Origin of the sequence: Acutalibacter intestini (assembly GCF_034334985.1) — a bacterium.
GTDB lineage: Bacteria > Bacillota > Clostridia > Oscillospirales > Acutalibacteraceae > Acutalibacter > Acutalibacter intestini.
The window spans coordinates 1-26836 of the sequence record NZ_JAWXXL010000009.1 but is presented as its reverse complement, the minus strand read 5'-3'; the positions used below and the strand labels follow the sequence as shown (position 1 = coordinate 26836).

General features: G+C 55.9%; 25 protein-coding genes, 2 pseudogenes and 1 other annotated feature. Of the genes and pseudogenes, 22 read left to right on the top strand and 5 right to left on the bottom strand.

The genetic code is table 11. The features are described from left to right. Positions 1-279 precede the first annotated feature (279 nt). A complete protein-coding gene (locus U8U68_RS09140; protein WP_322200506.1) occupies positions 280-684 on the bottom strand; it encodes a hypothetical protein in 405 nt (134 codons plus the stop codon). 158 nt (positions 685-842) lie between these two features. On the opposite strand from U8U68_RS09140, the gene U8U68_RS09135 reads away from it, so the two are divergent. The 12 genes from U8U68_RS09135 (at position 843) to rplA (ending at position 12334) form a co-directional block, all read left to right on the top strand. Next, positions 843-3386 carry a transglycosylase domain-containing protein gene (locus U8U68_RS09135; RefSeq protein WP_322200505.1) on the top strand — a complete coding sequence of 848 codons (2544 nt, stop codon included), beginning with the start codon at positions 843-845 and terminating at the stop codon, positions 3384-3386. Between the two features lie 259 nt (positions 3387-3645). Then, positions 3646-4893, top strand: coding sequence for a homoserine dehydrogenase (locus U8U68_RS09130; RefSeq protein WP_322200504.1), 1248 nt, complete (start codon positions 3646-3648; stop codon positions 4891-4893). Positions 4894-4983: 90 nt separating this feature from the next. Further along, positions 4984-5880: a homoserine kinase gene (gene thrB, locus U8U68_RS09125; RefSeq protein ID WP_322200503.1), complete on the top strand. Its 897-nt coding sequence runs from the start codon at positions 4984-4986 to the stop codon at positions 5878-5880. A gap of 369 nt (positions 5881-6249) precedes the next feature. Further along, positions 6250-6822, top strand: a complete 573-nt coding sequence (locus U8U68_RS09120; protein WP_322200502.1) for a hypothetical protein — start codon at positions 6250-6252, stop codon at positions 6820-6822. Between the two features lie 371 nt (positions 6823-7193). Continuing rightward, the gene (locus tag U8U68_RS09115) at positions 7194-8402 is read left to right on the top strand and encodes an aspartate kinase (RefSeq protein ID WP_322200501.1); all 1209 of its coding nucleotides are present in this window, start codon (positions 7194-7196) and stop codon (positions 8400-8402) included. A gap of 52 nt (positions 8403-8454) precedes the next feature. Then, positions 8455-9237 carry a DUF7674 family protein gene (locus tag U8U68_RS09110; RefSeq protein WP_322200500.1) on the top strand — a complete coding sequence of 261 codons (783 nt, stop codon included), beginning with the start codon at positions 8455-8457 and terminating at the stop codon, positions 9235-9237. A gap of 85 nt (positions 9238-9322) precedes the next feature. After that, positions 9323-9664 (top strand): hypothetical protein, encoded by a 342-nt coding sequence (locus U8U68_RS09105; RefSeq protein ID WP_322200499.1) that lies wholly within the window; start codon positions 9323-9325, stop codon positions 9662-9664. A 108-nt stretch (positions 9665-9772) separates the two neighbouring features. Beyond that, the gene (rpmG, locus tag U8U68_RS09100; protein WP_322200498.1) at positions 9773-9922 is read left to right on the top strand and encodes a 50S ribosomal protein L33; all 150 of its coding nucleotides are present in this window, start codon (positions 9773-9775) and stop codon (positions 9920-9922) included. Positions 9923-9937: 15 nt separating this feature from the next. Beyond that, positions 9938-10192, top strand: coding sequence for a preprotein translocase subunit SecE (gene secE, locus U8U68_RS09095; RefSeq protein ID WP_322200497.1), 255 nt, complete (start codon positions 9938-9940; stop codon positions 10190-10192). Between the two features lie 86 nt (positions 10193-10278). After that, positions 10279-10800, top strand: coding sequence for a transcription termination/antitermination protein NusG (gene nusG / locus U8U68_RS09090; RefSeq protein WP_322200496.1), 522 nt, complete (start codon positions 10279-10281; stop codon positions 10798-10800). 395 nt (positions 10801-11195) lie between these two features. Next, the gene (gene rplK, locus U8U68_RS09085) at positions 11196-11621 is read left to right on the top strand and encodes a 50S ribosomal protein L11 (RefSeq protein ID WP_322200495.1); all 426 of its coding nucleotides are present in this window, start codon (positions 11196-11198) and stop codon (positions 11619-11621) included. A gap of 20 nt (positions 11622-11641) precedes the next feature. Further along, complete coding sequence (rplA, locus tag U8U68_RS09080; RefSeq protein WP_322200494.1) at positions 11642-12334, top strand: 50S ribosomal protein L1; 693 nt, start codon at positions 11642-11644, stop codon at positions 12332-12334. 51 nt (positions 12335-12385) lie between these two features. Here rplA and U8U68_RS09075 read toward each other — a convergent pair whose 3' ends face one another. Beyond that, positions 12386-12718, bottom strand: a complete 333-nt coding sequence (locus U8U68_RS09075; protein WP_322200493.1) for a hypothetical protein — start codon at positions 12716-12718, stop codon at positions 12386-12388. Positions 12719-13183: 465 nt separating this feature from the next. Next, positions 13184-13356, top strand: a sequence feature (ribosomal protein L10 leader region). A 27-nt stretch (positions 13357-13383) separates the two neighbouring features. Between U8U68_RS09075 and rplJ the strand changes: the two genes are divergently transcribed. The 3 genes from rplJ to U8U68_RS09060 all read left to right on the top strand — a co-directional run bounded on the left by rplJ (position 13384) and on the right by U8U68_RS09060 (position 14902). Continuing rightward, on the top strand, positions 13384-13920 hold the full coding sequence (gene rplJ, locus U8U68_RS09070) for a 50S ribosomal protein L10 (RefSeq protein WP_322200492.1): 537 nt from the start codon (positions 13384-13386) through the stop codon (positions 13918-13920). A gap of 57 nt (positions 13921-13977) precedes the next feature. Next, positions 13978-14355: a 50S ribosomal protein L7/L12 gene (gene rplL, locus U8U68_RS09065; protein WP_322200491.1), complete on the top strand. Its 378-nt coding sequence runs from the start codon at positions 13978-13980 to the stop codon at positions 14353-14355. Between the two features lie 205 nt (positions 14356-14560). Next, positions 14561-14902, top strand: coding sequence for a hypothetical protein (locus tag U8U68_RS09060; RefSeq protein ID WP_322200490.1), 342 nt, complete (start codon positions 14561-14563; stop codon positions 14900-14902). A gap of 140 nt (positions 14903-15042) precedes the next feature. On the opposite strand, the gene U8U68_RS09055 is transcribed toward U8U68_RS09060, so the two are convergent. Further along, a complete protein-coding gene (locus tag U8U68_RS09055) occupies positions 15043-16212 on the bottom strand; it encodes a PepSY domain-containing protein (protein ID WP_322200489.1) in 1170 nt (389 codons plus the stop codon). 159 nt (positions 16213-16371) lie between these two features. Between U8U68_RS09055 and U8U68_RS09050 the strand changes: the two genes are divergently transcribed. The 3 genes from U8U68_RS09050 (at position 16372) to U8U68_RS09040 (ending at position 20751) form a co-directional block, all read left to right on the top strand. Continuing rightward, positions 16372-17577 (top strand): GNAT family N-acetyltransferase, encoded by a 1206-nt coding sequence (locus U8U68_RS09050; protein WP_322200488.1) that lies wholly within the window; start codon positions 16372-16374, stop codon positions 17575-17577. A 471-nt stretch (positions 17578-18048) separates the two neighbouring features. Further along, positions 18049-19005, top strand: a complete 957-nt coding sequence (locus U8U68_RS09045) for an alpha/beta hydrolase (RefSeq protein WP_322200487.1) — start codon at positions 18049-18051, stop codon at positions 19003-19005. A gap of 495 nt (positions 19006-19500) precedes the next feature. Then, positions 19501-20751, top strand: coding sequence for a glycosyltransferase family 2 protein (locus U8U68_RS09040; RefSeq protein ID WP_322200486.1), 1251 nt, complete (start codon positions 19501-19503; stop codon positions 20749-20751). A gap of 135 nt (positions 20752-20886) precedes the next feature. On the opposite strand, the gene U8U68_RS09035 is transcribed toward U8U68_RS09040, so the two are convergent. Then, the gene (locus tag U8U68_RS09035; protein WP_322200485.1) at positions 20887-22203 is read right to left on the bottom strand and encodes an NAD(P)H-dependent oxidoreductase; all 1317 of its coding nucleotides are present in this window, start codon (positions 22201-22203) and stop codon (positions 20887-20889) included. Between the two features lie 328 nt (positions 22204-22531). Here U8U68_RS09035 and U8U68_RS09030 point away from each other — a divergent pair, with 328 nt between their 5' ends. From U8U68_RS09030 to U8U68_RS09015, 4 genes and pseudogenes are all read left to right on the top strand, one after another. After that, positions 22532-24118 (top strand): extracellular solute-binding protein, encoded by a 1587-nt coding sequence (locus U8U68_RS09030; RefSeq protein WP_322200484.1) that lies wholly within the window; start codon positions 22532-22534, stop codon positions 24116-24118. A gap of 119 nt (positions 24119-24237) precedes the next feature. Further along, positions 24238-25154, top strand: a pseudogene (locus U8U68_RS09025) (ABC transporter permease). A 19-nt stretch (positions 25155-25173) separates the two neighbouring features. After that, complete coding sequence (locus U8U68_RS09020) at positions 25174-26055, top strand: carbohydrate ABC transporter permease (protein ID WP_322200483.1); 882 nt, start codon at positions 25174-25176, stop codon at positions 26053-26055. 46 nt (positions 26056-26101) lie between these two features. Continuing rightward, complete coding sequence (locus U8U68_RS09015; protein ID WP_322200482.1) at positions 26102-26722, top strand: glycoside hydrolase family 140 protein; 621 nt, start codon at positions 26102-26104, stop codon at positions 26720-26722. A 7-nt stretch (positions 26723-26729) separates the two neighbouring features. Here the strand turns inward: U8U68_RS09015 and U8U68_RS09010 are convergent. Next, positions 26730-26836, bottom strand: a pseudogene (locus U8U68_RS09010) (IS5/IS1182 family transposase); the annotation flags it as partial.

Genomic DNA, 26836 nt, shown 5'->3' with positions numbered 1-26836 from the left:
AGGCAACCCCGCACCATTCGCGGCTGGCGCCTTAAGCACCGTCTTGCTTGCAGATTTTCCGTGATAGCGCACAGCTTTCGCTTGTCAATGGTGAGATGGACGGAGCTCAATCTGTACCCTCTCACGAAAAATCTGACTGCGCAATACGGTACTTAGAATTCTGCGGTATTGCCTTAAGGAGCTAAAGAATAAATCATAGATTCAATCTTATGCTTATGGAACCGAAAAAAGAGCCTGTGGAATTGTAGCAAACCATTAGAGCCAATTTTCAAACAAGCCCTAATCATAGTCTTCCAAAATTCGTTTGGCCTCGTTAAGGTTCTTGGCCCAAATGCCCTTTTGCAGCAGCTCCAGGTCCTCATGAGGCAGCAGGTAGGCCTCTATACCGGTGGTCAGCACGGGCTGGTTCTCTCCTGCGGGAAACACCCCGATGCGCCCCTGGTGAAGAGTGACGATATAACCTTCCGCCCAGCTGGTTTTGCTGTTTTCTTGACTTGAAGCGGGGTTTGGGGTATAATAAGCTTCATTGGGGGGCTCCTCCCCAGCGGCGGGCGGGCTTACCGGCTTGCCCTGGGCGGCTACAGCGTCCTTTTTAAAGGAGAGCATGGCCGCTGTTACCACCAGTGCGGTTACGGTGATAATCAGCAAGATCAGCGTATAGATTCGATACTTTTTATGGGTCATGGCAACCACCTCTTTTTTTATAGTTAAGGATGGCCCAGTTTTTGCATTTTATTCCATTGTTTGGGTATTTTTATAGGGAGGGGACAGCGCCCTGGTCTGTCAACCCCGCTTTGCGGGACCTTACCGCTTTTTAAAGGAATGTTTTGGAGGAAAACACTGTGAGAAAAGAAGACATTAATAAGTACAATACCACAGCTGTGCACACGGTTAGTCAGCGTACTGAGGGAGAGTTCTCCCAGTCTGCCGGGGCTACCGCGAAAACCATTGGCGGCATGGTCTGGAAGGGAATTAAGACCCTGTTTTGGGTGGGGGCCATCACGGGTATTCTGGTCATGTTCTCCGTGGCGTCCTTTGTTCTCAGCTTCCGCCATGTGGCCCCCCCGGACATTGGCGCCATGAGTTTGAGCTACTCCAGCCCGGTGTACCTGGACGATGAGGAAGGCCATGCCACCGAGTACATGACTTTTAACCGCAACGAGGACCGTATTTGGATGAACTACGACCAGATTCCAGAGTATATGAAAACCGCCCAGGTGTGCATTGAGGACCACCGTTTTTACCAGCACCGGGGCGTGGATTTTAAGGGCACCCTGGGCGCGGTGTTCAAGCTGTTTACCCATTCCGGCGGCGGCGGCGGCTCCACTTTGACCCAGCAGCTGATTAAGAACATTACCCATGAGAATCAGGTCAGTCTGCTGCGCAAGATTAAGGAGATTTTCACAGCCCTGAACATGGAGTCTGAAAAGTACACAAAAGAACAGATTTTAGAGGCGTACTTGAATATCGTCAATTACGGCGGCATCTGCCAGGGGGTAGAGGCGGCCGCTAAATGTTATTTTGGCAAAAGCATTACCGAGTGCTCTTTGGCCGAGTGCGCTTTGATCGCGGGTATTACCCAGAACCCTTATCAGTTCAATCCCCTGATTTTTGAAGAGGACTCCAAAGAGCGGGCCCTGGTGGTGCTGGACCGTATGCGGGAGCTGACGAAAAACGGCGAGCTGGACACCCGGTATTTGACGCCGATTAGCGAGACGGAATATCAGCAGGCCAAGGAAGAGCTGAAAAGCATGACCTTTGAGGGCAACGACGTCTCTGAAACCAGCAATGAGGAGTTCCAGGATGTGTCCAAATGGAACTGGTATATTGACTATCTGTTCGAGCAGCTGGTGGACGACCTGATGGAGCGTTACGGCTACTCCTACAAAAACGCTGTGGATTTGGTGTATAACGGCGGGCTGGAGATCCACTGCGCGATGGACTACAAGCTGCAAACCGATATGGAGCGCTTCTTTTTGACCAATACGGACATGCTGCCCGCAGACGAGGATGTGCAGCTGGGCTTTTTCTGCATGGACCCCTACACCGGCCGGGTGCTGTTCACCATAGGCAACCGGTATGAGCGGGACGGCAGCCTGCTATATAGCAACGCCAGCGACGCCCAGCGCCCCTGTGGCTCTTCCATGAAAACCATTAGCCCCTACGCCCTGGGCATTGCCACGGGTAAGATCACCTACGGCTCTCTTTTAAAGGACCAGCCCTTGGCTGACTGGAACGGCGAGGGCGGCGAGCCCGGCCCCGCCAACTGGAACGGCAAGTATAGCCAATATATGTGCGTGGATACCGCCATAGAGATGTCCATCAACGCCCCGGCGGCCCAGCTGTGCACGGACCTGACCCCCGAGGCCTGCTATGAGTGGCTGACCCAGTCTCTGCACTTTAAGTCCCTGACCGCCGACGTGGACGCCCACAGCCGGTCCGCCATGGCGCTGGGCACCCAGCAGTACGGCGTTACTGTGGAAGAGATGACCGCCGGGTACCAAATATTCGCCAACGGCGGCATCTACCACAAGCCGGCCTCCTACTACTACGTGAAGGACCATGACGGCAACGTGATTTTGGACAACCGGGAGAGCATGGCCCAGGGTGAGCGGGTGATGAGCGAAGAAGCCGCCACCATTATGAATAAGCTTTTGCACAAGCCTATCTACGGCGCACAGGCCACCGGCGGCACCCTGGCGGGGCTGGGCAGCGAGTACGGCATGGAGATATACGGCAAGACCGGCACCACCGACGACGCCTATGACCTGTACTTTGTGGGCGCGACCCCCTTTTGCGTGGCGGGCATCTGGAACGGCTATGAGTACCAGGGCCGGGAACTTCCCGACGAAGGGGCCCACCTGCGCACCTGGAAGATCGTGATGCAGTATCTGATGGACAACTATGACTGGAGCGGCAAGCAGTGGGTGCTTAGTGACAATGTGTACCAGGCGGCTTTCTGCCGGAGCAGCGGCATGATCGCAGGGCCCAATTGCTTTAACACGGCCACCGGCTGGTACGCTGAGGGCAACGCCCCCAATACCTGCAACGGCGGCAGCGATCACAAATCCGGGCCCTCGCCTTCTCCGTCCACGTCGCCTTCTCCGTCTCCCTCGCCGTCGCCATCCCCCTCGCCGTCGGTCTCGCCCTCTCCTTCGTCAGAGCCCTCGGCCAGTCCCAGCGACGAGCCCACGCCTACCCCATCGGAGAGCAGCGGCGGAGACGTGACCCCGGTGCCGCCTCCGGGCCCAACGGACGAGCCCACGCCGACGCCCTTTGAGCCGTCGTTCCCCAGCGACCCCACGGTGACGGACACGCCCGAACCCACCGAGCCGCCCCAGAGCGATCCGCCGGACGTGTTCGAGCCGGACGTGCCGCAAGGGTAAGACCCGGTTAAGCGGGCAGTAAAAGTTTTGCGCAAGCTTTTTCAAAAGCTTGCAGAGCGCGAGACAGCGTCTTGCGGCCTGATCTCTTAAAGATCGGCGCGGAAAAGCGAAAACAGACCAGAAATTTCCCCCAAAAAATGCGGGGCCAAAAAGAACGCCGCCCCGCGCCGCAAAAAAACCAGCGAGACCCCCAAGGGTTCCATGACAATAGAAGCAACCAAGAAGGATTCATCGAAAATAGAATGAGGAAGTGGTGTAAATGGCAGAGATAGCGGTACTGGGCCACGGCGTAGTGGGCTCCGGCGTGCTGGAGGTACTGCGGACCCACCAGGAGAGCATTGCCCGCAGAGCGAAAGAGGAGATCCACGTGAAGCATATCCTGGACCTGAGGGAGTTTCCCCAGCTGCCCTATGGGGACAGCTTTACCAAGGATTTCAACGTGATTTTAAGCGATCCGGAGGTGCGCATTGTGGTGGAGTGTATGGGGGGCCTGGACCCAGCTTACCGATATGTGCGGGCCTGTTTGGAAAACGGAAAAAGCGTGGCTACCTCCAACAAAGAACTGGTGGCGGCCAAGGGCGCGGAGCTGCTGGCCATTGCCCAGCGGAATAACCTGAATTTTCTGTTTGAGGCCAGCGTGGGCGGGGGCATCCCCATTATCCGGCCCATCAGCCAGTGCCTGGCCGCCAATGAGGTGGGGGAGATTGCCGGCATCCTAAACGGCACCACCAACTTTATTCTCACCAAGATGATCCGGGAGCACATGGGCTTTCCCGAGGCCCTAAAGCTGGCCCAGGAGCTGGGCTATGCCGAGCGGGACCCCTCTGCCGACGTGGAGGGCGCGGACGCCTGCCGGAAAATCTGCATCCTGGCCAGCCTGGCCTTTGGCAGCCACGTGTACCCCGAACAGGTGCATACCGAGGGCATTACGAACATTACCCTGGAGGATGTGGCCTATGCCGGGGCCTGGGGCGGGGTGATTAAGCTTATCGGGCAGGTGAAGATGGGGGAAAACGGGAAAATCTCCATTCAGGTGGCGCCTATGTTCATCCACCGGGAGAGCCAGCTGGCCAATGTGGACGACGTGTTTAACGGCATTTTGGTCCGGGGGGACGCCACTGGCGACGTGGTGTTCTACGGCAAAGGCGCGGGCAAGCTGCCCACCGCCAGCGCCGTGGTGGCAGACGTGATTGACTGCGTCAAGCACTTTAAGGCCCGGAAGTACCTGTTCTGGGAGGACGCCAAGCCGGGCTATGTAGAGCCCTTTGGAGAGATGAAGGGGGATTTCTTTGTACGGGTGCGCTTTGGCGAGGATTCTGCCGGAGCCTTTGCCCAGGCGGAAAGGCTATTCCCCGGGGCGGCGCGGATTATCCGCAAGGAGGAGGAGCCCGGCGAAGCGGGCTTCACGGTGGCCGGCATTACGGAGAACGGCTTGCGGGAGAAGCTAAAAGCCTTGGCCGGACAGGGCGTAGTGGTTCTGGGCCGGATTAAGATTTCGGACTATTAAGCCGGGGGCTGAACCATATCTGAAAAGCAAAAGCCCGCCCCGCCCTGTTGGGGCTTTACCAACCATCATAACATACAAGGAGGAATCCCAATGATCCGCATCGACGTGCCCGCCACCAGCGCCAACCTGGGCTCTGGCTTTGACTCCCTGGGCCTGGCGCTGACCATGAAGAACCGGGTGTGGATGGAGGAGTACGACGGACTGGAGATCAGCTGTACCGATTCCACCCAGGTGCCCAAGGACGAGAGCAACCTGATCTTTTGGGCAGCCAAGCACCTCTACGAGGTCTGCGGCAAAAAGCTGCCGGGGCTGAAGATCATCCAAGAGAATAATATCCCCATGGCCCGGGGGCTGGGCAGCAGCTCGGCGTGTATTGTGGCGGGCATTTTGGCCGCCAACCGCTTTATGGGCAATCCCTTAAGCAGGACGGACCTGATCAACCTGGCGGCGAAGATTGAGGGCCACCCGGACAACACCAGCCCAGCCCTCTCTGGGGGTCTGGTGGCCTCTGCCATGGAGGGGGAGCGGGTCTACAGCGTCAGCGTGCCGGTGAGCGACAAAATCCGCTTTGCCCTGATGATTCCCCCCTTCGAGCTGAAAACCGAGAAAGCCCGGGCCGCCCTGCCCAAGGAGTACAGCCGGGAGGACGCGGTGTATAACTTGTCCCGGTCGGGGCTGATGACCGCCTCGTTGTTCTCAGGCGAGCTGCACAACCTGCGGGTGGCGGTGCAGGACCGCATCCACCAGCCCTACCGCTCCGGGCTCATCGAGAACTACGACAACGTGTTCCGCATGAGCTATGAGCTGGGCTCCTTGGGCACCTACGTCAGCGGGGCGGGGCCCACCATCATCGCCATGATCGACGCCCAGAACGCCCAGGCCTTTGGCAAGGCCTGCGTCACCCACCTGGCGGACAAGGGCATCGAAGGCTGGCGGGTGGAGATTCTCCAGGCGGACCAAGAGGGGGCCAAGGTGGTCATCGAATGATGAAGAGCGGCGGCGACAAAACAAAGGGGGTCCAGGGGAGCTTGCTTCCCTGGCGAGGTCCAGGGCGAGAAGCCCTGGCCGCCGGAGGCGACCTTGACCTTTAAAGCGGCGCGGCAAAGCAAAGATAGGGTCCCCCAAAAAAGACGGCCCTCTCAGTAAAGAGGGCGCACCAGACCGTAGCGCTTTTTGGCGCTGCATAGCAGCGGCGAAACAGCGGCCCGGTAGAAGTCGCTAACGGCTGTAAGGGGCCTGTATTGCCAAAGAATGGTTTAAGGGTCTGGCGGCTGCGCTCCTGCCGGTTAGCGCGCTGCTGTGGCAGGGCAGCCGGGCGCTGCGAGCGCGGCCCAAGGCCTGAAAGGAGCGTTCAAAGTGACAGCGGCAGGGAAAGAGCGAAAGATAATCAAATGGCTGGTGGCGGTAATTCTCATTCTGTTGACCCTAGTGCTGGCCCTAGCCCCAGCGGCCTGGCAGTGGCACAAGGCCAAGAGCAGGGAGGAAGCGCTGCTCCAGGTGGCGGGCAAAGAAGTGGCGGTCCTGTGGAAAGAGAACTACACCAGCGACAACCAGGAGTTCCGGGAGAAGGACCCCGCCTATTACGCGGGGCTGATAAGCGGGATGGACCATGCGGTCAGGGACAAGCTGGACTTTCTGCGGGAGAGCGGTGGGCTTAACTACTCAGGACCCGAGACTATGCTCACCTTATATAACAAACTGGCGTTCTCCCACATGACGTCTGGAGACAGCCCAGAGCTGGAGGCGGCCTTCCAGGGGCTGCAGCCGGGGCTGGCGCTGCTTTTCGACTGGGACGTAGACCAGGTCAACGCCCTGCTGCTCCAAGACCTAAGCCCGCTGGAGGAACGCTTAGAGGCGGTGGATGACTTTATGCACAGTGAAGAGGGGGAGCGGGCCCGGCGGGCGGTGGAGGATTTTCTTTATCATTGAAGGCTTTTCGGGAGAGCTGGCTAGGGTGGTATGCAGGTTCAGCTTTTTCGGTTGATAAGGGCCTGTGGGCCCGCTGCGCGGGGGGAGCGTGAGCGCTAGGCCGGAGGGGTGCTTTTTCTTGCAAGCACCCCTCCCCCCGCGAAGCGTGGGCCCAAGAGTTGCCTTTGCCAACTCTCCCCGCAATGCGCTTCTGAGGGTTTAAGGGCAAGGTCGTGGGACTTTGTCCCACACCCTACCAGGGCTCCTCGCCCTGGACCTCGCCAGCGCTGTGGCGGCGCTGGACCCGCCAATGTATCCCTCACTCTTGACAGCTTCTTCCATCCACGCTATAATATCACTACTTGACTATACTAAATCCAGAGGGGTTGTATATGGCTTTAATCGTTCAGAAATTCGGCGGCACCTCCGTCCGGGACGCCGAGCGCATTGATAATGTGGCGAGGATCGTCACCTCCGCCTATAAGGACGGCAACGACATGATCGTGGTGGTCTCCGCCCAGGGCGACACCACTGACGATTTGATCGCCAAGGCCGCCGAGCTGAACCACCGCCCCAGCAAGCGAGAGATGGATATGCTTATGTCCGCCGGAGAGCAGATCTCCGCCTCTTTGCTGGCCATGGCCATTGAACGCATGGGCTTTCCCGTGGTGTCGCTTTTGGGCTGGCAGGCGGGCTACGACACCACCAGCGACTACGGCAGCGCCCGCATTAAGAAAATCGACACCTCCCGGGTGAAGAAGGAGCTGGATAAGCGCCGCATTGTGGTAATCACCGGCTTTCAGGGCCTGAACCGCTACGGCGACATGACCACCCTGGGCCGGGGCGGCAGCGACACCAGTGCCGTGGCCATGGCTGCGGCCATGCATGCCAACCTATGCCAGATTTACACCGACGTGGACGGGGTGTACACCGCCGACCCCCGGAAGATTCCCGGGGCCAAGAAGCTCTCCTGCATCACCTACGACGAGATGCTGGAGCTGGCCTCCTTGGGGGCCCAGGTGCTGCATAACCGGTCCGTGGAAATGGCGAAAAAATATAATATTGAATTGGAGGTCCTCTCCAGCTTAACTGGGGCCAGGGGGACCATTGTCAAGGAGGAGAACGGCGTGGAACAAATGCTCATCAGCGGTGTGGCGAAGGACGACAACATAGCCCGCATTTCAATTATCGGCGTACCCGACAAGCCCGGCCTGGCCTTTAAGATTTTCTCCAAGCTTTCCAGCAAGGGCACCAACGTGGATATCATTTTGCAGTCTATTGGCCGCAATGGTACCAAGGACATTAGCTTTACGGTGGAGAAGGACCGGATGGAGGACACCATAGACCTTTTGAAGGAGTACACTGAAAAGCTGGGGGCCAGCAGTTTAGTGGCGGACGACAATGTTTCCAAGGTGTCGATTGTGGGCGCGGGTATGGAGAGCCACCCGGGTGTGGCGGCGGAGATGTTTGAGGCGCTGTTCAGCCGCAATGTGAATATACAGATGATTTCTACCAGTGAGATCAAGATTTCCGTACTGGTGCATAAGTCGGATAGCGACCGGGCGGTAGAGGCCATCCACCAGAAGTTCTTCGAGTCGTAAGTGGAAGCCCGAATATTTCCCCGCGCCTATGCCGGGGCTTAGGAGTGACATCATGGACTTTAATCCCTTCCAATTAATACAAAACGCCCTGTCCCAGGAGCTCTGCCAGCAGGGCTTTGGCGAGGCCCAGGACCTGGAGGACCCCGCGGGCCAGGCAGTGATGTTTGTGGCTGCGGATGTGGCCTACAGCCTGCTGTATGACGACAAGCGCAAAAGCTTTATTCTGCGCTCTACCTCGCTGACAGATGGCAAGCCCGGGGACTGGCGGGAGCTCTCCCGGTGGCTGTTTGACAAAATGAGCGGAGAGCGGGCCGACGCGGAGAGCATTCTTAATGACTTTTTGGACGTGGTGCGGGGCCCCAAGCGGGTGGCCATTGTACAGCAGCGCAAAAAAAGGGGCCAGGACGAGCGGAACATTGACCCCATGTTTTTCATCAACCGGTTGGTGAATATTTTTCCGGAGCTAAAGGACCAGCTGAACCAGGAGAAGATTGTCTATGGCCAGGTGCGCTTTGTCACCTTTATCAAACACAAGGTGGTTCCCCTGTGTGAGGACCTGGTCAACCAGTATCCGGATAGCGAACCGGTGCAGAAGCTTTGCGGACTGTTAGATGATATGTATAAGAACGGAGACATGGACCTGCGGTCTATTGTTACCTATGTGTTGCTCAACGGTCTTTCCGCCCAAGCCTACGGCAAGCTGGCCTCTGGTCTGGGGGAGGAGCTGCAAAAGATCAGCGGTTTTTCCCGCAAGCTCATTGGCAAGAACATCAAGCCTGAAAAGAAGAAAAAGAAGAGCGGCAAAAAGGTGGAAGCCCGGCTGGATAAGCGGTGACTCCATCTAGACAGGAGCGGGCGGGGAACTTAGGCGGGGACAGAAAAATCCCGTGGCGGAGAATTTTCCGCGATGGAAAGTTCCCGTGGCGGAGAACTTTCTGCAATGGAAGGTTCCCGTGGAGGAGAACTTTTCGCAATGGAAGGTTCCCGTGGCGGAGAACTTTCTGCAATGGAAGGTTCCCGTGGAGGAGAACTTTTCGCAATGGAAGGTTCCCGTGGAGGAGAACTTTCCGCAATGGAAGGTTCCCGTGGAGGAGAACTTTCCGCGATGGAAGGTTCCCGTGGAGGAGAACTTTCCGCGATGGAAGGTTCCCGTGGAGGAGAACTTCCGCGATGGAAGGTTCTCGTGGAGGAGAACTTTCCGCGATGGAAAGTTCCCGTGGAGGAGAACTTTCCGCGATGGAAAGTTCTCCTCCTGGGCTTGACAAAGCCCCCAAAACCGTGTTATACTAAGAGTACCTCGTAGAGAGGGCTCTTTTTTTGTGCCCACTTTTTCGAGGGAGGCAAATTGAAGAAATGGAGGCGCCGAAAACATGCGAGTGAAGATTGTGCTGGCCTGCACTGAGTGCAAGCAGCGGAACTATCTTAGCAAGAAAAACAAGAAAAACGACCCGGACAGGCTGGAAATGAACAAATACTGCCGGTTCTGCCGGAAACACACCCTGCATAGGGAAACTAAGTAAGGAGCGGGTTGGATTATGGCGGATGACGCGAAGAAGCCCGAAACAAAAACCAAAAAGCCCAACCCTTTTGTGAGCTTTGGGAAGCGTACAGCGAAGTTTGTGAAGGACTGCAAAGGCGAAGTAAAAAAAATTGTGTGGCCCACGCCAAAGGCTGTTTTTAAAAACACCGGTGTGGTGCTGGTCACCATTCTGGTGCTTGGGCTCTTTGTGTTTGCCCTGGACACAGTTTTTATGAACCTTTTGGGCTTGGTGATGAACGTGGCGGCCTAGGGCTGCTCTTTTTGGCAAGAAAAAGCTCTTTGTTATGAAAAAAACAAACCCTGCGGTTTTTATGAGAAAGGAAAGTGGTCACAGTAATGGCGGATGAAGCAAGATGGTATGTGGTGCATACCTACTCTGGATATGAGAACAAAGTGGCCTCTAACCTGGAAAAAACCGTGGAAAACCGGCAGATGCAGGAACTGATCCAGGAGATCAAGGTGCCCACTGAGATGGTGACCGAGATCACCGAGGAGGGAAAACGCAAAGAAGTGGAGCGCAAGGTGTTCCCTGGCTACGTTATTGTGAAAATGGTGATGACGGACGAAAGCTGGTACGCGGTGCGGAACATTCGCGGCTGCACGGGTTTTGTGGGGCCCTCTTCTAAGCCTGTGCCCCTGACTGATGAGGAAGTGGCGCGGTTAGGAATTGAGAAACGGGAGATCCATGTCAGCTATCAAGTGGGCGATTCAGTGAATATTGTGGACGGCCCCCTGGATGGCTTTGTGGGCGTGGTGGAAGAACTGGATGTGGAAAAGAACCGGGTGCGCGTGACGGTCTCCATGTTCGGCCGGGATACACCCGTGGAGCTGGAGCTGGACCAGGCAGAGCCGGTTTAATCAGACAAAATGCGAGACTTTAGCACAAAAGGCCAGCAAAGGAAGGGGTTATAGAATCCCTATCTCTTGCAAAAACAGAACGGCTTGACGTGCAAAAAGCAAATGGTCTATGATTTGCCTGCGCCTTTTGGAAAAGAAACGGGACAAATCATACACTGTTGGAGAATGAAAAGAACCGCTTATATCCAGGAGCGCGGCGGTGATTCCCATCCATTGACGGGAACGCCTAAAATAAGCGACACAAGACCTATCATCAACCCACCGCAGGGTAGCGCACAGATTTGCGCCTCCCCGCGTTAAACGGCCCAGCATGTGCGCTGGGCGCTGGGTGGGAGGTGTGGGTAAAATTTCCTGCCCGCACCGCTAATACCACATTTTTGGAGGTAATGTTAAAAATGGCACAAAAAGTAACGGGCTTTATTAAGCTCCAGATTCCCGCCGGCAAGGCAACCCCGGCCCCCCCGGTTGGTCCTGCTTTGGGCCAGCACGGCGTTAATATCATGGCTTTTACCAAGGAGTTTAACGAGCGCACCAAGAACGACGTGGGGCTTGTAATCCCCGTGGTTATCACTGTGTATGCGGACCGCTCCTTTACCTTTATTACCAAGACCCCTCCTGCGGCTGTGCTGATTAAGAAAGCCTGCAATCTCGAAACTGCTTCTGGCGAGCCCAACAAGAAGAAAGTGGCCACCATTACCAAGGAGCAGATCCAGAAGATCGCGGAGACCAAGATGCCCGATCTGAACGCCGGGTCTCTTGAGGCCGCTATGAGCATGATCGCTGGTACCGCCCGCAGCATGGGCGTTACTGTGGCAGACTAAGGGGAAGGGGGAAACTGAACATGAAACACGGCAAGAAGTATAGAGAGAGCGCAAAGCTTATTGACCGGCAGAAGCTGTACGATACCAACGAGGCTATGGACCTGTGCGTAAAGACCGGCACTACCAAGTTTGACGAGACCGTGGAGCTCCATGTAAAGCTGGGCGTGGACGGCCGTCACGCCGACCAGCAGGTGCGCGGCGCCATTGTGCTGCCGAACGGCACGGGCAAAAACGTGCGGGTGCTGGCCATCTGCAAGGGCGACAATATTGAGGCTGCCCAGGCCGCTGGCGCCGACTTTGTAGGCGCGGAGGAGATGGTGCAGAAGATTCAGTCCGAGGGCTGGATGGACTTCGACGTAGTGGTTACCTCGCCTGATATGATGGGCCTGGTGGGCCGCCTGGGTAAAATTCTGGGCCCCCGGGGCCTGATGCCCAACCCCAAGGCAGGCACCGTGACCCCGGACATTGGCAAGGCGGTGCAGGAGGCCAAGGCCGGTAAGATTGAGTACCGCCTGGACAAGACCAATATCATTCACTGCCCCATTGGGAAGATCTCCTTTGGCTCCCAGAAGCTTCAGGAAAACTTCGACACCCTGATGGACGCCATTGTCAAGGCCAAGCCTGCCGCGGCCAAGGGCCAGTATGTGCGTTCCTGCGTGCTCAGTGCCACCATGGGCCCTGGCATTAAGATCAACCCTGCGAAGTTTGTATGATTTTTGTCCAATAGAGAAAGCGCCTCCGGCTGGGGGCGCTTTTTTGTGCCCCTACGGGCAGAAGGCTTTTTTGAGCCGGGCGGCCAGGCGGGCCAGGGCGTACGCCAGCCAACCGGCGGCGCTGCCCAGGAGGATGAGTCCCGCGATGCCCATAGGGAACAGATACAGCAGGCAGTCCCCAAAGATCAGGAACGCCCCATACACCGCCGCAAAAATAAGCAGGCCCAAACCCGGGAGCAGCAGTTTGGGCAGGATATGTTTCGCTCGAGAACACAGCAGCAGTTGGCCCGCAAAGGCCAGCACGACAGGCAGCACAAAATAGCAGAAGCCGAACGGGTCGGTGAACAGGAATTTTATAAATGGGAGGATTAGGAAGTTCAGCATAGAAAACACCCGCTTTTACTTTTAGGATAGCACAAAGGAGCGGGAAAGGCAAGGGGAAGTGGGCAGCCGTAAGGGTTTAGTAAGAGGGAACAAAGTAAAAATTGCGCTGGCTGGGGAAGGTCGCCAGAGCAAACGCAGTCCAGGGGCGTTAGGCCCCTGGCAGGGGTCAAGGGGGCAGCGCCCCTGGCAGGGTGTGGGGCAGAGCCCCACGACCTTGCACTTACACCTTGAAAGCGCATTGCAGGGAGGGGGCCCCGCTTGCGGGGGAGGGGTGATTGCAAGAAAAAGCACCCTCCGCCTAACCACTTAGCCTCCCACTGTGCTGCAAGCCCCCATAATGTGCTGAAGCACGAGAAGGCCGGCGAAACTTTTTCCGTTTGCCCCCCGGAGCCTCTCCGCTTTTCTCCTCACACTCTTTCCCCCTTTCGCAAAATCCCCATTGACAAACCCGCCCGTCTCTGCTATAATAAACAAGCTGTCCAACCAAAGACAGCAGGCGCTATTTTAGCTGAAAGGGCTTTGCCCGCCTGCCGAGGGAAGATAAGCGTATGGAACCATGGGAGTTTTTCCTGTGCTAATTTTGCATTCCTGCGCCTTTCCCGCCTTTCTGTTGGGAGAGGCGCTTTCGATTTTGGACGGACCCCATTCGACGGAGGTGAAACGAATTGCCCAGCGAGAAAATTCTGGAGCAGAAAAAGCAGCAGGTCAATGAGCTAAGCGAGGCTATTAAGGCTGCCAACGTAGGCGTGCTGGTCAACTACACCGGCATTACCGTGGACAAGGACACCAAGCTGCGCAAGGAGCTGCGTGAGGCTGGCTGCGAGTACAAGGTGGTCAAGAACACCCTGCTGTCCCGCGCTCTCCACGAGGCAGGCATTGAGGGCCTGGATGAGTACCTGAACGGCGCCACGGCCTTGGCCTATAGCGACCAGGGCTATACCGAGGCCCCGAAGATCTTTGCCGACTATGTAAAAGCAAACCCGAACACCACTTTTGCGGTGAAGGCGGGCTTTATTGATGGCGGCGCGGTGGATGCGGCGAGCATTGATGAGCTGGCCAAGCTCCCCCCCAAAGAGGTGCTTGTGGCCCAGGTGCTTGGCGGCTTGAACGGCCCCATCCAGGGCTTTGCCAATGTGTGCAGCGGCGTAATGCGTGGCCTTGTCATTGCACTAAACGCTATTGCCGAGAAGCAGGGTGCCTAAGGGCTCTGCACCGGCAAAACTTACCAAAACAACACTTTAAAATTGGAGGATTTTGCAATGTCTGAGAAAGTAACCAACCTGATTGAAGAAGTAAAGGCTCTTACGGTCCTGGAGCTCTCCGAACTGGTTAAGGCCCTGGAAGAGGAGTTCGGCGTATCCGCCGCCGCTCCCGCTGCTGTGGCTGTGGCTGCCCCTGCCGCCGCCGCTCCCGCCGCCGAGGAGAAGACCGAGTTTGACGTGGTGCTGAAGAGCCCCGGCGCCAACAAGATTAACGTAATTAAGGTTGTTAAAGAGGCCACTGGCCTGGGCCTGAAGGAAGCTAAGGAGCTGGTAGACAGCGCTCCCAAGGCTGTGAAGGAAGGCATCTCTAAGGACGATGCCGAGGCCCTAAAGACCAAGCTGACCGAGGCTGGCGCTGAAGTTGAGCTGAAGTAATTTCAGCGTTACAATCACAGAGAAATGGGACGGGTTTTGCCTGTCCCATTTTTATTTTGTGAACAAATTGTTAATATTTCAAATAAGGCTTGCATTCTGTGTCAGGACGTGATAGAATGTAACCAATTTGTAACACTTGTGATGAATTTGTAATTTCCGAAAGACATAACTTTGCCACAAGAAATATCTTGAGAAGGAGTTGCTTATGGGCCATAGAGGATTTGGCAGGCTAGTCAGCATTTTAGTGGCGCTGGCCGTTACAATAGGTGTGGTGGCATTTCTTAGCGCCCTGAGCAGCCAGGTAAGCGGCCAGGGGGTGCGGCCTCAAGAAGAGGCTGTGCAAGAGCTCTCTGCCCCGGCAGAGGGCCGGCAGGGGATCTCGTTCACTGCTGGTATGAGTGGTTTTTTGGCGATTATTGCCATTCCTTTGGCAGCATTTCTGGCTTTTGCCAAGCATACTAGGCGTTTTGGCCAGAAAATGAAGCGTAAAAGCCAAAGCTATGTTCCCAAAGAGGACATGGCCATGGGTAAATTAATTAAATCTTGAGTATAAGGGTTTTCGTCCTTTCATATTTTACCTCGAATTGAGCCGGCAGTGATGCTGGCTCAATTTATTTTTGCCAAAAATAAAGCCGCTTCCCCCCACAAAGGGCAGGGAAGCGGCGAAGAAGCTATGGGGTTTGGGCTCTAGTGGTGCCAGCCTCCGTGGTGTCCGCCGTTGTTCCACTGGTCACAGTGTTCCCAATGGTCGCAGTGTTCATAGTGGTGGCTTAATACCGCTCCGGTGGCCGCGTTGATTTCGTACTCGTACTCCAAATAAGACGAGCTTTCAAACTCCACCTCGTACACCCAAAGTCCGTCGTCCCGGTCCAGCTCCGTCTTGGTAAAGGTCACCTGGCTGGCGGTCAGTCCCGCATGGGCCAGGGCGGCTTTCTTTGCCTCCTCGGCGCTGATTTGGCTGGGCTTGGCGGTGGGTTGGGGAGTGGGCTGCTGGCCGCCAAACTGATGATTCCAGTGGTCGCAGGGTTCACACTGGTAGCTCAGCACAGCTCCGGTGGCCGCGTTGATTTCGTACTCGTATTCCAGATAGGACGAGCTTTCAAACTCCACTTCGTACACCCAGCGTCCGTCGTCCCAGTCCAGCTTGGTCTTGGTGAAGGAAACCTGGTCGGCGGTCAGTCCCGCATGGGCCAGGGCGGCTTTCTTTGCCTCCTCGGCGCTAATTTGGGGCTTCGGGGTGGCTGTGGGCTGGGGCACAGGGGTGGGCTGGCCGGGCACACCGCCAAAACTGTCCGCGTCCGTCACCTCGTCGTCCTGGCTTAGGGTGGCCGTCTGGGTGGCGCTGTCCCACTGAACGGTCTTACCCATCAGCTGGCCAATGGCCCGCAGGGGCAGATAGGTAGAGCCCTTGTACAGCAGGGGATACACGGTTTTGCCCTTGGCATCTTGGAAAGTACGAACGCTGCCCTCTACCACCACAGTGAAGTCGTCCCGCACCGTAACCGGAACAGACTGAACCGCGGGGTTGGCATCCAGCGTGCCTGTCACAGGAGAGGAAAGACGCTCCCCGGCCAGAGTGACCGTTTTGGTAGACTGGTTCCAGTCTACATTTTTGCCCATCAGCTCGCCAATGGCCCGGACAGGCAGATAGGTGGTGTTCTGGTAGAGGATGGGGTGGACCTGCTGGCCGCTAACGTTGAAGAAGCTGCGCTTTGTTCCGTCAATGATAATAGTCATATTGGGCCGTAGGGCAGCCTGGCCAGAAGTAACGGCGAAAGCGGCGGAACAGGGGCCCAGGAGAAAGACCGCGCAGAGTAAGGCGGCTAAAAGGGGAAAAAGCGTGGATGATTTCTTCATAAAATAAGCCTCCTTTGGAAATAAATGGGGTATGGATCTATTGTATCATATTCAGTTGAAGATTTCAATGGGAAAAGGGAGAGTGTATGGCCAAAGTCCTGGCCTTGACGAATAGTCAAAAATATGATATAAACATAGAAAACCAAGGAGGTGCTTCCTGTGATTGCGAGAAAGCTTCAGCCCCAAGAATTTTGGCGCGGCGGCCTAAACATGGCCGTGGCCTTTGAATCCCCTTTCGAATTCGAGAAGGAGCGAGAGAAATCTCAAAGCGCCCAGCCCAGCGCCAACGAGGACTATTATGGCGCTTTTTTGCAAGAGGACCAGCCCCCAGTGGCCTCGCTGATTATCAACCACAAGCAGTCCCGTTTTGACGGGCATGTAGTGAAGATGGGCGGCGTGGGGGGCGTGGCCACCCTGCCGGCCCACCGCCGGGGTGGGGCTATTCGAACCATGATGTATGCTGCCCTGCGGGATATGTATGACAATGGCTATGCCCTTTCGCACTTATACCCCTTCAGTACGGCCTATTACCGGCAGTTTGGTTTTGCTGCGGCGGGGCGCACCCTGCGCTGGCGGGTAAAGCTGCGGGACCTGGAACGTCTGCCCCGGGGCGGGGGCGCAGTGCGGCAGTTGTTTCCTGGGGAGAGCCTGGCCCCGCTGCTGGAAGTCTACAATAAGATGTATGGAGATATTAATTTTTCCTGCCTGCGGGATGTTTTTGACAAGGACCTGGAGGGGGATAAGGCCCTAAGCCAGAAGCGCTATATCTTTTTGTGGACAGATGACGCAGGCGTGCCCGGAGGTCTGCTGGTGTGCGGGCGGGTGGGCCAAACCCTGCACTGCCTGCCCACTTTCCCCATGAATAACGGCCTGCTTTTTGCCAGCCCAGAGGCTCTAATTGGCATCCTGAATTTCATCCACCACTCCTTTATTGCCAATTTTGAAGCCGTGGAGCTGGCTGTGCCGGACCATATAGACCTAACCGTTCTGCTGCCGGAGCTGGCGGAGATGGACTGTAAGTCCGCGCTCAACGGCATGGCTCGGGTGGTGAACGCGGAGCTGCTGCTAAAACTTTGCCGGTGTAAAGGGCAGGGGAATATTACCATCCAAGTAGAAGATACTATAATAGGGGAAAACAATGGGGTATTCCGGCTTAGTTTTGCCCCGGGCCAGGAGAACCAGGTGGAGCGGGTGGACGCTGCCCCGGAGGTTACCCTGGACCCAGGAAGCTTGGCGGTGCTGCTGGGAGGAGCCCGAAATGCGGAAAGCTTGGCTATGACGCCAGGAATCACAGTGGCCGACAAGACGGCTGCCCTGGAACAGGTGTTTTACCGAAAGCCCTGCCATGTTTTGGATTTGTTTTAAGGCAACCCCGCACCATTCGCGGCTGGAGCCTTAAGCACCGTCTTGCTTGCAGATTTTCCGTGATAGAGCACAGCTTTCGCTGGTCAATGGTGAGATGGACGGCGCTCAATCTGTACACTCGGAAGAAAAATCTGACTGCGCAATACGGTACTTAGAATTGTGCGGTATTGCCTTAAAGAAAGCTGGATTTTTATTAATTGTGGACGCGGGCCTCTTGCGTCTTGCCTACCAGCTCGGCCAGTTTGGGGCGCTGTCCACTGGGGGAGATCTTTACTCTTTTGCCCCTTCCCGCTGATATTTCGCAAAAGTCTAGCTTTTTATAGCCTTCTAGCCCCACCCAACCCTTTCCTTTCGTGGCGGTGGCTGTGATCGTTCAGAAATCCAGAGTGGAAAATTTTTGGTCAACCTCTTTTAAATAGTTTGCGGGCTACGGGACCCTTGTCCTGTGACCTTAGAGAAAGGACGGTCAGCATGGAAATCATTGTAAACCAATGGACGCGGCCCGCCAGCAGCGGCTGGGGGCGGATCTTTTCACGGAGTTGGACAGGGGATGACCCCCGGGCGGTTTTGCTCATTGCCCATGGTATGGCGGAGCACAGCGGGCGCTATGACCACTTTGCCAGGTACTTGGCGGAGCGGGGCTTTGCGGTCTATATGAACGACCACGCGGGCCACGGGCGCTCGGCCCAGGTGAAAGGACATTTTGCCGACCAGGATGGTTGGCTTTGCGTGGTGGCGGACATGAAAGCCCTGATGGACCAGGCTGTGACAGAGCACCCCGGCCTGCCGGTGTTCCTAATGGGCCACAGCATGGGCTCTTTTATTGCCCGGTCGTTTATCATCCGCTATGGGCAGGGGCTGGCCGGATGCGTTGTCTGTGGCACTATGGGCACAAACCCGGGGCTAAAACTGGGCAAAGCCGTGGCCGCGCTTCAATGCCGGCTGCTGGGTCCCCGGTCTAGGGGGGGCAAGATAGATGCCCTGGCCACAGCCAGCTATAACAAACGTATCCCGAATCCAGTAAACGCCTCGGCCTGGCTTTCTCGGGACGATAAGGTGTGCAGGGCCTTTCAGGCGGACCCCATGTGTTTTTTCCCTTTTACAGCAGGGGGATACCGGGACTTGTTCGCGGGGCTGGAAGAGGTTACCGCGCCCCAGTGGGCGGGACGGGTACCCAAGGAGCTGCCCTTGTTCCTGATCGCGGGAGACCAGGACCCAGTGGGCAGCTACGGCCAGGGGCCTCAGCAGGTAGCCGCGGCCCTGCGGGGAGCGGGCTGCGCCGACGTGCGGCTGAAGCTGTATCCAGGCATGCGCCACGAAGTACTCAACGAGCTGGGTAAGGAGGAAGTCTATGCAGACGTGCTGGAGTGGCTGGAGAGCAAGCTGGCAGGGGAGAGCCCCGCGTCCTCTGACAGCGGACGGGACTAGGGCTTGTTTGAAAAATCGAAAACGTCGTCTTTTTTGCCATAAGAGGCCACTTTCTACGTCGAAAATCCTCGTCAATCGCCAGAGTGACGTAGTTAGCGCAGCTAACTACAGCGGTTCTTCTCCTTGAAATTGTCCCCTTCTGGCCAAAAATTCGTCATTTCCTCTATTTTCAAACAAGCCCTAAACCCGGCTCCTGGAGATTTTATTTGGCTGATACGAGCTTATAGCCGGGAGTCCTCTGCCTCTAGCCGGCTTATTGCGGGAAGAAATGTGAAAATTTCGATAAAAGGTTTTTAAGAGCAGCTTGGGGGAGTAAACAATCCCCCTGGCTCGACCTTTGCGTTCTTAATAAATTTGTAAGAAAATCGTCGCGTTGTACTTAATCTGTTCATATTATCCTATAGAACATAAGCCATAAGAAACACCACCAAAGATGTTTCTTTAGATAGCCCTGTCAGTGGCTGGGGGCAGTGGTGGAAAGGATGTTGTGTGTTCATGAAAACCCTTACATATATCAACTTGGCTCTGGCGGCTGTGATGGGCCTTTGCTGCTGCTACCAGCTGTTTTACGTGCTGGTGCGGCTTTGGGGCCGGGGGCGGAAGTTCCAGACCCGGCGGCTGTGCCGGTACGCGGTGCTCATTGCCGCCAGAAACGAGTCTGCCGTGATCGGCCAGCTCATTGACAGTATCAAGGCCCAGAACTACCCCGCCGCCCTGGTGGACATTTTCGTGGTGGCGGACAACTGTACGGACAACACCGCCCAGGTGGCGGAAAGCCGTGGGGCCATTGTCTACCAGCGCCAGAATAAAGCGCAGGTGGGCAAAGGCTATGCTCTGGACTTTTTGCTGGAGAAGATTGAAAACAATCATTCAGAGGAGCACTATGAGGGCTTCTTTGTGTTTGACGCGGACAATCTGCTGGACCCAGATTACATTGCGGAAATGAATAAAGTGTTCTCTGCCGGCTGCCCGGTGGTCACTGGTTACCGGAATGCCAAAAACTTTGGAGACAACTGGATTACCGCTGGGTATGGCACCTACTTTTTGCGGGAGTCCGAATTCCTGAATCGTCCCCGAGACTTTTTGGGCACCAGCTGCGCGGTCTCTGGAACGGGGTTTCTGTTCTCCGCTGAAGTGCTGGAAAAGATGGGCGGCTGGAATTACTTCGCCCTTACCGAGGATCTGGAGTTTACCCTGGACTTGATCTGCCGGGGGGAGAAAATTGCCTATTGCCACGCTGCGGTGCTGTATGACGAGCAGCCTACAGGCTTCCGGCAGTCGGTAGAGCAGCGGGCCAGGTGGATGCGGGGCTTTTTGCAGATTCTGGCCCGGCGGGGCGGCAGCATGATGCGTACCATGTTTTCCGGCGGGTTCGGGTGCTACGACGTGGTAATGAACTCCATGAGCGGCCTGCTGATGGGCATCAGCTTTATAATGAACATGATCATGTTCGCGGTGGGCGTTCTCAGCCCAACGCTGGAGACCGGCCCGGTGATTTTGGCGGCCCTGGGCGGCCTGGCCGGAGCCTATGTGATGCTGTACTTTACCGGACTGATTGTGCTGGTCACAGAGTGGAAGCGCATTCCCTGCTCTTCCCGGCGGAAAGTGTTGTTCAGCTTTACCTATCCCTTCTTTATGGCCAGCTTTTTGGTTTCCTTAATGATCGCCATGTCCGGCTCGGTGGAGTGGAAGCCCATCCGGCACACAGTGGCCGTGACGATTGGCGAACTGGATGGACGCAGGTAAGCGGAGAGGAAGAAATAGAATCTTATAGTCAAACCCCCTGAGGAATAGGAATTCCCCAGGGGGTTTTTGCTGTCCGATTTTGAGGATTAAGAGTGATCACACTTATAGCCTTGTATGGGGAATGCGGGCTTGTAGTTAACGCGAGATTCCACGAGAGGACCACGAGAGCAGCTGGTCCTGCATCCGGCGCAGCTGTAACAACATAGATTCCGGCAAGTCTACCATGTCGTAAGTAATGGGGGCATCCCGGGGGATGTATTCCTTGGCCACCGCGCCCTTGGCAAGGCCTACGGGCAGCAGCCGCTGCTCTCGGGCGGTCTCGTATCGGTCAATGCTGGCCCGGTAGCAGTACTCGCCAATGCCGTCCAGGGTCTCGCCGGCGGCAATGTCCTTTTTGGCGATGGTGATGCACTCACTGGTCATATGATCCATGGGGTGGCCGGTAGACTCGCCGTACAGCACCGCCTGGGCTGCCGTGATGGGGGTCTCGATGGAGCAAAGGTGATAGGGCCTAAGCAGCAGGTAGTTGGGGCCGTCGCCCATGTCCCTTTGCACCAGGCCGTCGATGATCCGCTGGTTTTCGGTGGTGACAATTACAAACACCCCGGGGTTGATGTCGCCAATGCCGTAGTCCACCACGCCGGTCTGGTCTAAAATGCCCCCCTGGCTCTTTAGGCTGAACACCTTTGCCAGGTCCGCCCGGTTGCATTTAGGCCCGTGCATCCCCCGGCAGTCTGGCATTAGGCCGGTGGCGTTGGAGACCGCGCACATCTCAATCATGGTCTTAGAGCCGTCCACAAACTCCACCAGCATCCGGGCGGCCATCTGCCGGCGGGCGGCTTTTTCCTTCCACTGGGCCATGCCTGGGTGGGCGTAGATGTCCAGGGGGTTGTTCTTGCCCTTGCCCGCCGCCACCACGGTAAAGCCCAGGGCCTTGGCAAAACGATAGACCTCAATAATGGACCCAGGCTCGTCCCCAGCGGTTAGAGAATAGACAATGCCTGCCTGCTGGCAAAGGCGGCGCAGCAGGGGGCCCACTGTCACGTCGCACTCCACATTCATCATGACAATGTGTTTTTTGTGCAGGATGCACTCCATAGTGACCCGGGCTCCCATCTCGGGGGAGCCGGTGGCATCTATGACCACCCGCACGGTAGAAAGGGCCACGGCCAGGTGGTAGTCGGTGGCGGCCACCTTTTTGCCCGCGGCCACGGCGGCCTCGGCCTCTTCCAGGGTAGCGCAGCCTACCACTTCCTCTTGGGTGCTGGCCTGCCGGTAGCCGTCCAGGCAGGTCTCCAGGGTCAGGTCTACTACAATATCCAGCTCCATACCCTGCATCCCGGCAATTTGGGCGATGATGTCCTTACCCATTTGTCCCGCGCCGATAAGGGCCACCCGAACTGGCCTGCTCTGGCGCTGCAACTCAGTCAACTTCTGGTCAATCTCATACATGGAAATTCCTTCTTTCAAAATTTTATATAGTAAAAAGAAAGTATAGCATGGCGTGCTTTTGAAAAACAGAAGAAAGGCTCTGGTATATATTATGTCTCATGCGCAAGAAAATTTCAAGTGCTTTTTCAAAAAAAGAAAATAATTTTGAAAAAGTACTTGCGCTTTGTTAGATTATGTGGTAATATACAGGCGTAAAAGAAAAGTTTAGTTCGTTTTATACAAAAAGCAAATAAAGATTCTGAAAACACCTCTGAGCTTTTTGAGAGAGGGATTTTCAGGCGGCTGATGTAAAAGCGGGCGGCTAAATTTCAAAAAGTGATGGATTAATATGAAAGCGAAAAAGTGGATCGCCATTCTAATGGCGGCGGCCCTGGCAGTTTCCACCGCGGCCTGCGGCGGAGGAGACGAAAGCAGTACGGCAAGCGGCGGGGGCAAAACCTCCTCCGCCCAAAGCAGCGAGACCGGTGGGGGCGAAGAGACCCCCGAGGACGGCCCCATGACCCCATATGCGGAGACGTACACAGCAAACTTTGGTCGGGATATGGACATTAACAGTAGCGACGCTACCAAATTAGCGGATTTCGGCGAGCCCTATGACAACAACCGCTGGACCCAGCTGATGGAGGAAAAGTTAAACATTAAAACCAACTATGAACTTGTGGCAGTCGGTGACCAATATAACCAACAGATTAAATTGCTGATGTCCTCGGGGGAACTGCCGGACTTCTTTCGCATCAGCAACTGGTCCGACTTCCAGCAGATGGCAGATGCGGGACTTCTGGCGGATATGACCGACTTGTATGAACGCTACGGTTCAGACCTTCTAAAGTCTATCATCGAGAAGGAAAGCGACAAGGCCTATTTGCCCGTAACATTTGAAGGCCGTATGTATGCCATCCCTCAGGCCATGCCCTTTACCAACGGCTACAACCATCTGTGGATTCGCCAAGACTGGCTGGACAACCTAAAGCTGGACCGTCCCAAGACCATGGACGACGTACTGAACATCGCCCGGGCCTTTAAAAACAACGACCCCGATGGCAACGGCGAAAACGACACCCTGGGCATGCGCCTGGACAACGCCTACAAGTGGGCGGCGAAAGGCTTCTTCTGGGGCTTTAGGGCCTACCCGGATATTTGGATTAGGAAGGAGGACGGCAGCATTGACTTTGGCAGCGTGCAGCCCGAGATGAAGAAAGCCATTCAGTTCATTAAGACCATGCTGGAAGAGGGCCTGGTAGACCCCGAGTTTGCCACCACCGAGCGGAACACCTCTATGGAGGGCGTTACCAACGGCACCATCGGCATGTACTATGGCTGTCACTGGGAGACCCCCAAAGATAACGTGTTAGCTGACTCTAATGCCAATTGGGTGGTCATTCCCCTACCTACAGAGGATGGTAGTCCTGTACGTATCCCCTTATCACTAGGTTGTCCAGAGGGCGCTTATTGCGCCACGGTGAACGCAGAGCATCCCGAGGCTGTGATCAAGATGCTGAATGTATATGTAGAAGCCTTGTTTGGTGAGAATGGAGACTTCAATAAGTACTTTGCCGTAGAGGGCGTATCCCCCATATGGAACTATGGTCCAGTGAATTTGCTGGACCCTGAAATCGACGTGGACGCCTACCGCCAGTGGAAAGCCGCTTGTGAAACCGGCGACTATGAGAACATGACCGGCTCCGGCAAGGGGTTCTACGAATACAACGAGGCGGGCTTGATTGAGTACGGCCTGATGTTCGGCCCCGGTGAAAGCGCCTTCGCCTTTGTGGACCAGACCTACCCGGACCAGGTAATGGAAAACGCCTACTTTGGCGCGGCATGGGCGGCGACCAGGTCATTCAAGAAATCCAGGAGATTCTGGACGCCTACGAAAACAGATAAAGGGAGCGGCCGCCCCAGGGCGGGGCTCTAAGGAGAGGGGACGGCGAAAAAGCGCAGTACGCCGCCCCCTTCCCTCTTTAGTAGTTCAAAAGCGCTTGGGCCCCATAGGCCGCGCCGCCGGAGTATCCCAACGAAAGGATGAGCTTACCTATGAAAGCGACCATAAAAAAGCGCAGTAAGCGCATGAAGCAGTGGCTCCTGCACCTGATGCTGCTGCCCGGGGTGGTCCTGCTGTTTATTTTCTCATATGTGTCAATGGCCGGAATTGTCATCGCGTTTCAAAAGTACAACCCTGCGAAGGGCTTTATCTTCAGCCAGAAGTTTAACGGCCTGGATAACTTTTCCTATATCTTTTCCATGCCAATATTGGCCAGGTGTTTTGGAACACCGTCTTTATGGCGGTCTCCAAAATTATTTGGGGCATGGTGGTGCCCATTGTGGTAGCTTTGCTACTTAACGAGCTGCGCTCTCGGGCCTTTAAACGCACCGTGCAGACCGTCATCTATTTTCCCTATTTTCTTTCTTGGATTATTCTGGCCGGGGTGTTCACCGACATTCTTTCCCCCACCGACGGCGTGGTAAACCAGCTTTTGGGTATGTTTGGCATAGAGCCTATCTACTTTTTAGGGGACAAGCAGTGGTTTCCCATCACCATGATTATTACGGATGTGTGGAAGGGCTTCGGCTTTGGCACCATTGTGTACTTAGCAGCCATCACGGGCATAGACCCCACCCTGTATGAGGCCGCCCAGATTGACGGGGCCTCCCGCTGGCGGCAGACCTGGCACATCACCCTGCCCGGCATGCGGATGATCATTGTCCTGATGATGATTCTCAGCCTGGGCAATGTGCTGAACGCTGGCTTTGACCAAATCTTCAACCTGTATAACAGTCTTGTGATGGAGACCGGCGATATTTTGGATACCCTTGTGTACCGTCTGGGGCTACAACAGACCCAATATGGGCCCTCCACGGCGGTGGGGCTGTTGAAATCGGTGGTATCTTGCGCGCTGATTTCGGTATCCTATTTCATTTCCTACAAGGCCTTTGACTACCAGATGTTTTAGGAGGGGGGAGCGAATACCTATGAAACTAGAAACAAGAGGCGTAAAGGTCTTTCGGGTGTTTAATGTGATCATCCTGACTGTGATTTCGCTGCTGTGCCTGCTGCCCTTTTTAAACGTGATGGCCCTGTCCTTTAGCGACAAGATAGCAGTGGCGAAAGGGGAGGTAATCTTTTGGCCCGTGAACTTTAGCCTGGACTCGTACCACTACGTCTTGGACCAAAAGCCCTTCTGGCGGGCCTTCCTCATCTCCCTGGAGCGGGTGGCCCTGGGGGGCGGCCTGGGCATTTTCCTTACCGTGCTGTGCGCCTATCCCCTTTCCAAATCCAACCAGGTGTTCCGGTTCCGCACCGTGTATGTATGGTATTTCTTCATCACCATGCTGTTCAGCGGCGGGCTGATTCCCGGCTACGTGGTGGTCACCAACCTGGGGCTGAAAAACACCATCTGGGCCCTGGTGCTGCCCGGGGCGGTGAGCGCCTACAATATTTTGCTGATGTTGAACTTTTACCGGCAGCTGCCCGGCGAGCTGGAAGAGGCGGCGTTTATCGACGGAGCGGGGCACTTTAAGACCTGGCTGCACGTGTACCTGCCCTGTTCGGTGCCCTCCATTGCCACCATAGCCCTGTTCACCATTGTGGGCCAGTGGAACGCCTGGTTCGACGGCATCATCTATATGAGCAAAACCGACCTGTACCCCCTGCAAAGCTATTTGCAGACCATTGTCACCCGGCTGGACTTCCAAAATATGACGGTGGAAGAGCTCAAGCGGCTTTCGGCCCTAAACCAGCGGTCGCTGATTGCCGCCCAGATGGTGATTGCCATGGTCCCCATTTTGTGCCTGTATCCCTTTTTGCAAAAGCATTTTGTATCCGGCATTGTGCTGGGCAGTGTAAAAGGATAGGCATGTCCCATCGTACATTCTATTTATAATGAAAGGAAGTTTTTTTATGCAGCTGCTGCGTGTCAGCGAAAACAAGCGTTTTTTGTGCCTGGAGGACGGCAGCCCCTTTTTCTGGCTGGGCGACACCGCCTGGGAGCTTTTCCACCGTCTGAGCCGGGAAGAGGCGGAGCGGTATTTTCAGACCCGGGCCCGGCAGGGATTTACCGTGTCGCAAATGGTGGCCCTGGCAGAGTTCGACGGCCTCACCCAGCCCAACTATTACGGCCGGCTCCCCTTACTAAAAAACCGGGCCGGCCAATACGACCCCTGCCTGTGGGACAACGCAGGGCCCAACTCCTACTGGGACCATGTGGACGCGGTGCTGGACCTGGCCGAAAAGTATGGCGTCTATGTAGCCTTTGTGGCCACCTGGGGGGATAAGTATTACCAGGCCCATGGGGTGGGGCCCGAGATCTTTACCCCTGAAAACGCCCGGGAATATGGGCGTATGCTGGGCCGGCGCTACGGCGGCCGGGATAACATTCTCTGGGTCATGGGCGGCGACAGAAACCTTAAATACTACGACCACTTTAAGGTGAACGAGGCCCTGGCCCTGGGCATCCAGGAGACGGAGCAAAAGCGCCACCTGATCACCCTGCACCCAGGCGGGGGGCAGTCCAGCTCTTAGAATCTGTTTAGCATCTATTTAAGAGCAGACGAATAAAGGCAAGAGAAAACATTTGAAAAGAGTTCTGTAATTTACGTTCGCAGTTTTTCCAGAGTCTCCGACATTTGTCGAGCC

Excerpts from the sequence above, each read along its gene's own strand:
- thrB (WP_322200503.1), top strand. The coding sequence starts at position 4,984 with ATGATCCGCATCGACGTGCCCGCCACCAGCGCCAACCTGGGCTCTGGC.
- U8U68_RS09075 (WP_322200493.1), bottom strand. The coding sequence starts at position 12,718 with ATGCTGAACTTCCTAATCCTCCCATTTATAAAATTCCTGTTCACCGAC.
- U8U68_RS09140 (WP_322200506.1), bottom strand. The coding sequence starts at position 684 with ATGACCCATAAAAAGTATCGAATCTATACGCTGATCTTGCTGATTATC.
- U8U68_RS09055 (WP_322200489.1), bottom strand. The coding sequence starts at position 16,212 with ATGAAGAAATCATCCACGCTTTTTCCCCTTTTAGCCGCCTTACTCTGC.
- rplA (WP_322200494.1), top strand. The coding sequence starts at position 11,642 with ATGAAACACGGCAAGAAGTATAGAGAGAGCGCAAAGCTTATTGACCGG.
- U8U68_RS09045 (WP_322200487.1), top strand. The coding sequence starts at position 18,049 with ATGGAAATCATTGTAAACCAATGGACGCGGCCCGCCAGCAGCGGCTGG.
- U8U68_RS09015 (WP_322200482.1), top strand. The coding sequence starts at position 26,102 with ATGCAGCTGCTGCGTGTCAGCGAAAACAAGCGTTTTTTGTGCCTGGAG.
- nusG (WP_322200496.1), top strand. The coding sequence starts at position 10,279 with ATGGCGGATGAAGCAAGATGGTATGTGGTGCATACCTACTCTGGATAT.
- U8U68_RS09030 (WP_322200484.1), top strand. The coding sequence starts at position 22,532 with ATGAAAGCGAAAAAGTGGATCGCCATTCTAATGGCGGCGGCCCTGGCA.
- U8U68_RS09115 (WP_322200501.1), top strand. The coding sequence starts at position 7,194 with ATGGCTTTAATCGTTCAGAAATTCGGCGGCACCTCCGTCCGGGACGCC.
- U8U68_RS09060 (WP_322200490.1), top strand. The coding sequence starts at position 14,561 with ATGGGCCATAGAGGATTTGGCAGGCTAGTCAGCATTTTAGTGGCGCTG.
- U8U68_RS09110 (WP_322200500.1), top strand. The coding sequence starts at position 8,455 with ATGGACTTTAATCCCTTCCAATTAATACAAAACGCCCTGTCCCAGGAG.
- U8U68_RS09040 (WP_322200486.1), top strand. The coding sequence starts at position 19,501 with ATGAAAACCCTTACATATATCAACTTGGCTCTGGCGGCTGTGATGGGC.
- U8U68_RS09130 (WP_322200504.1), top strand. The coding sequence starts at position 3,646 with ATGGCAGAGATAGCGGTACTGGGCCACGGCGTAGTGGGCTCCGGCGTG.
- rpmG (WP_322200498.1), top strand. The coding sequence starts at position 9,773 with ATGCGAGTGAAGATTGTGCTGGCCTGCACTGAGTGCAAGCAGCGGAAC.
- rplL (WP_322200491.1), top strand. The coding sequence starts at position 13,978 with ATGTCTGAGAAAGTAACCAACCTGATTGAAGAAGTAAAGGCTCTTACG.
- rplK (WP_322200495.1), top strand. The coding sequence starts at position 11,196 with ATGGCACAAAAAGTAACGGGCTTTATTAAGCTCCAGATTCCCGCCGGC.
- secE (WP_322200497.1), top strand. The coding sequence starts at position 9,938 with ATGGCGGATGACGCGAAGAAGCCCGAAACAAAAACCAAAAAGCCCAAC.
- U8U68_RS09035 (WP_322200485.1), bottom strand. The coding sequence starts at position 22,203 with ATGTATGAGATTGACCAGAAGTTGACTGAGTTGCAGCGCCAGAGCAGG.
- U8U68_RS09020 (WP_322200483.1), top strand. The coding sequence starts at position 25,174 with ATGAAACTAGAAACAAGAGGCGTAAAGGTCTTTCGGGTGTTTAATGTG.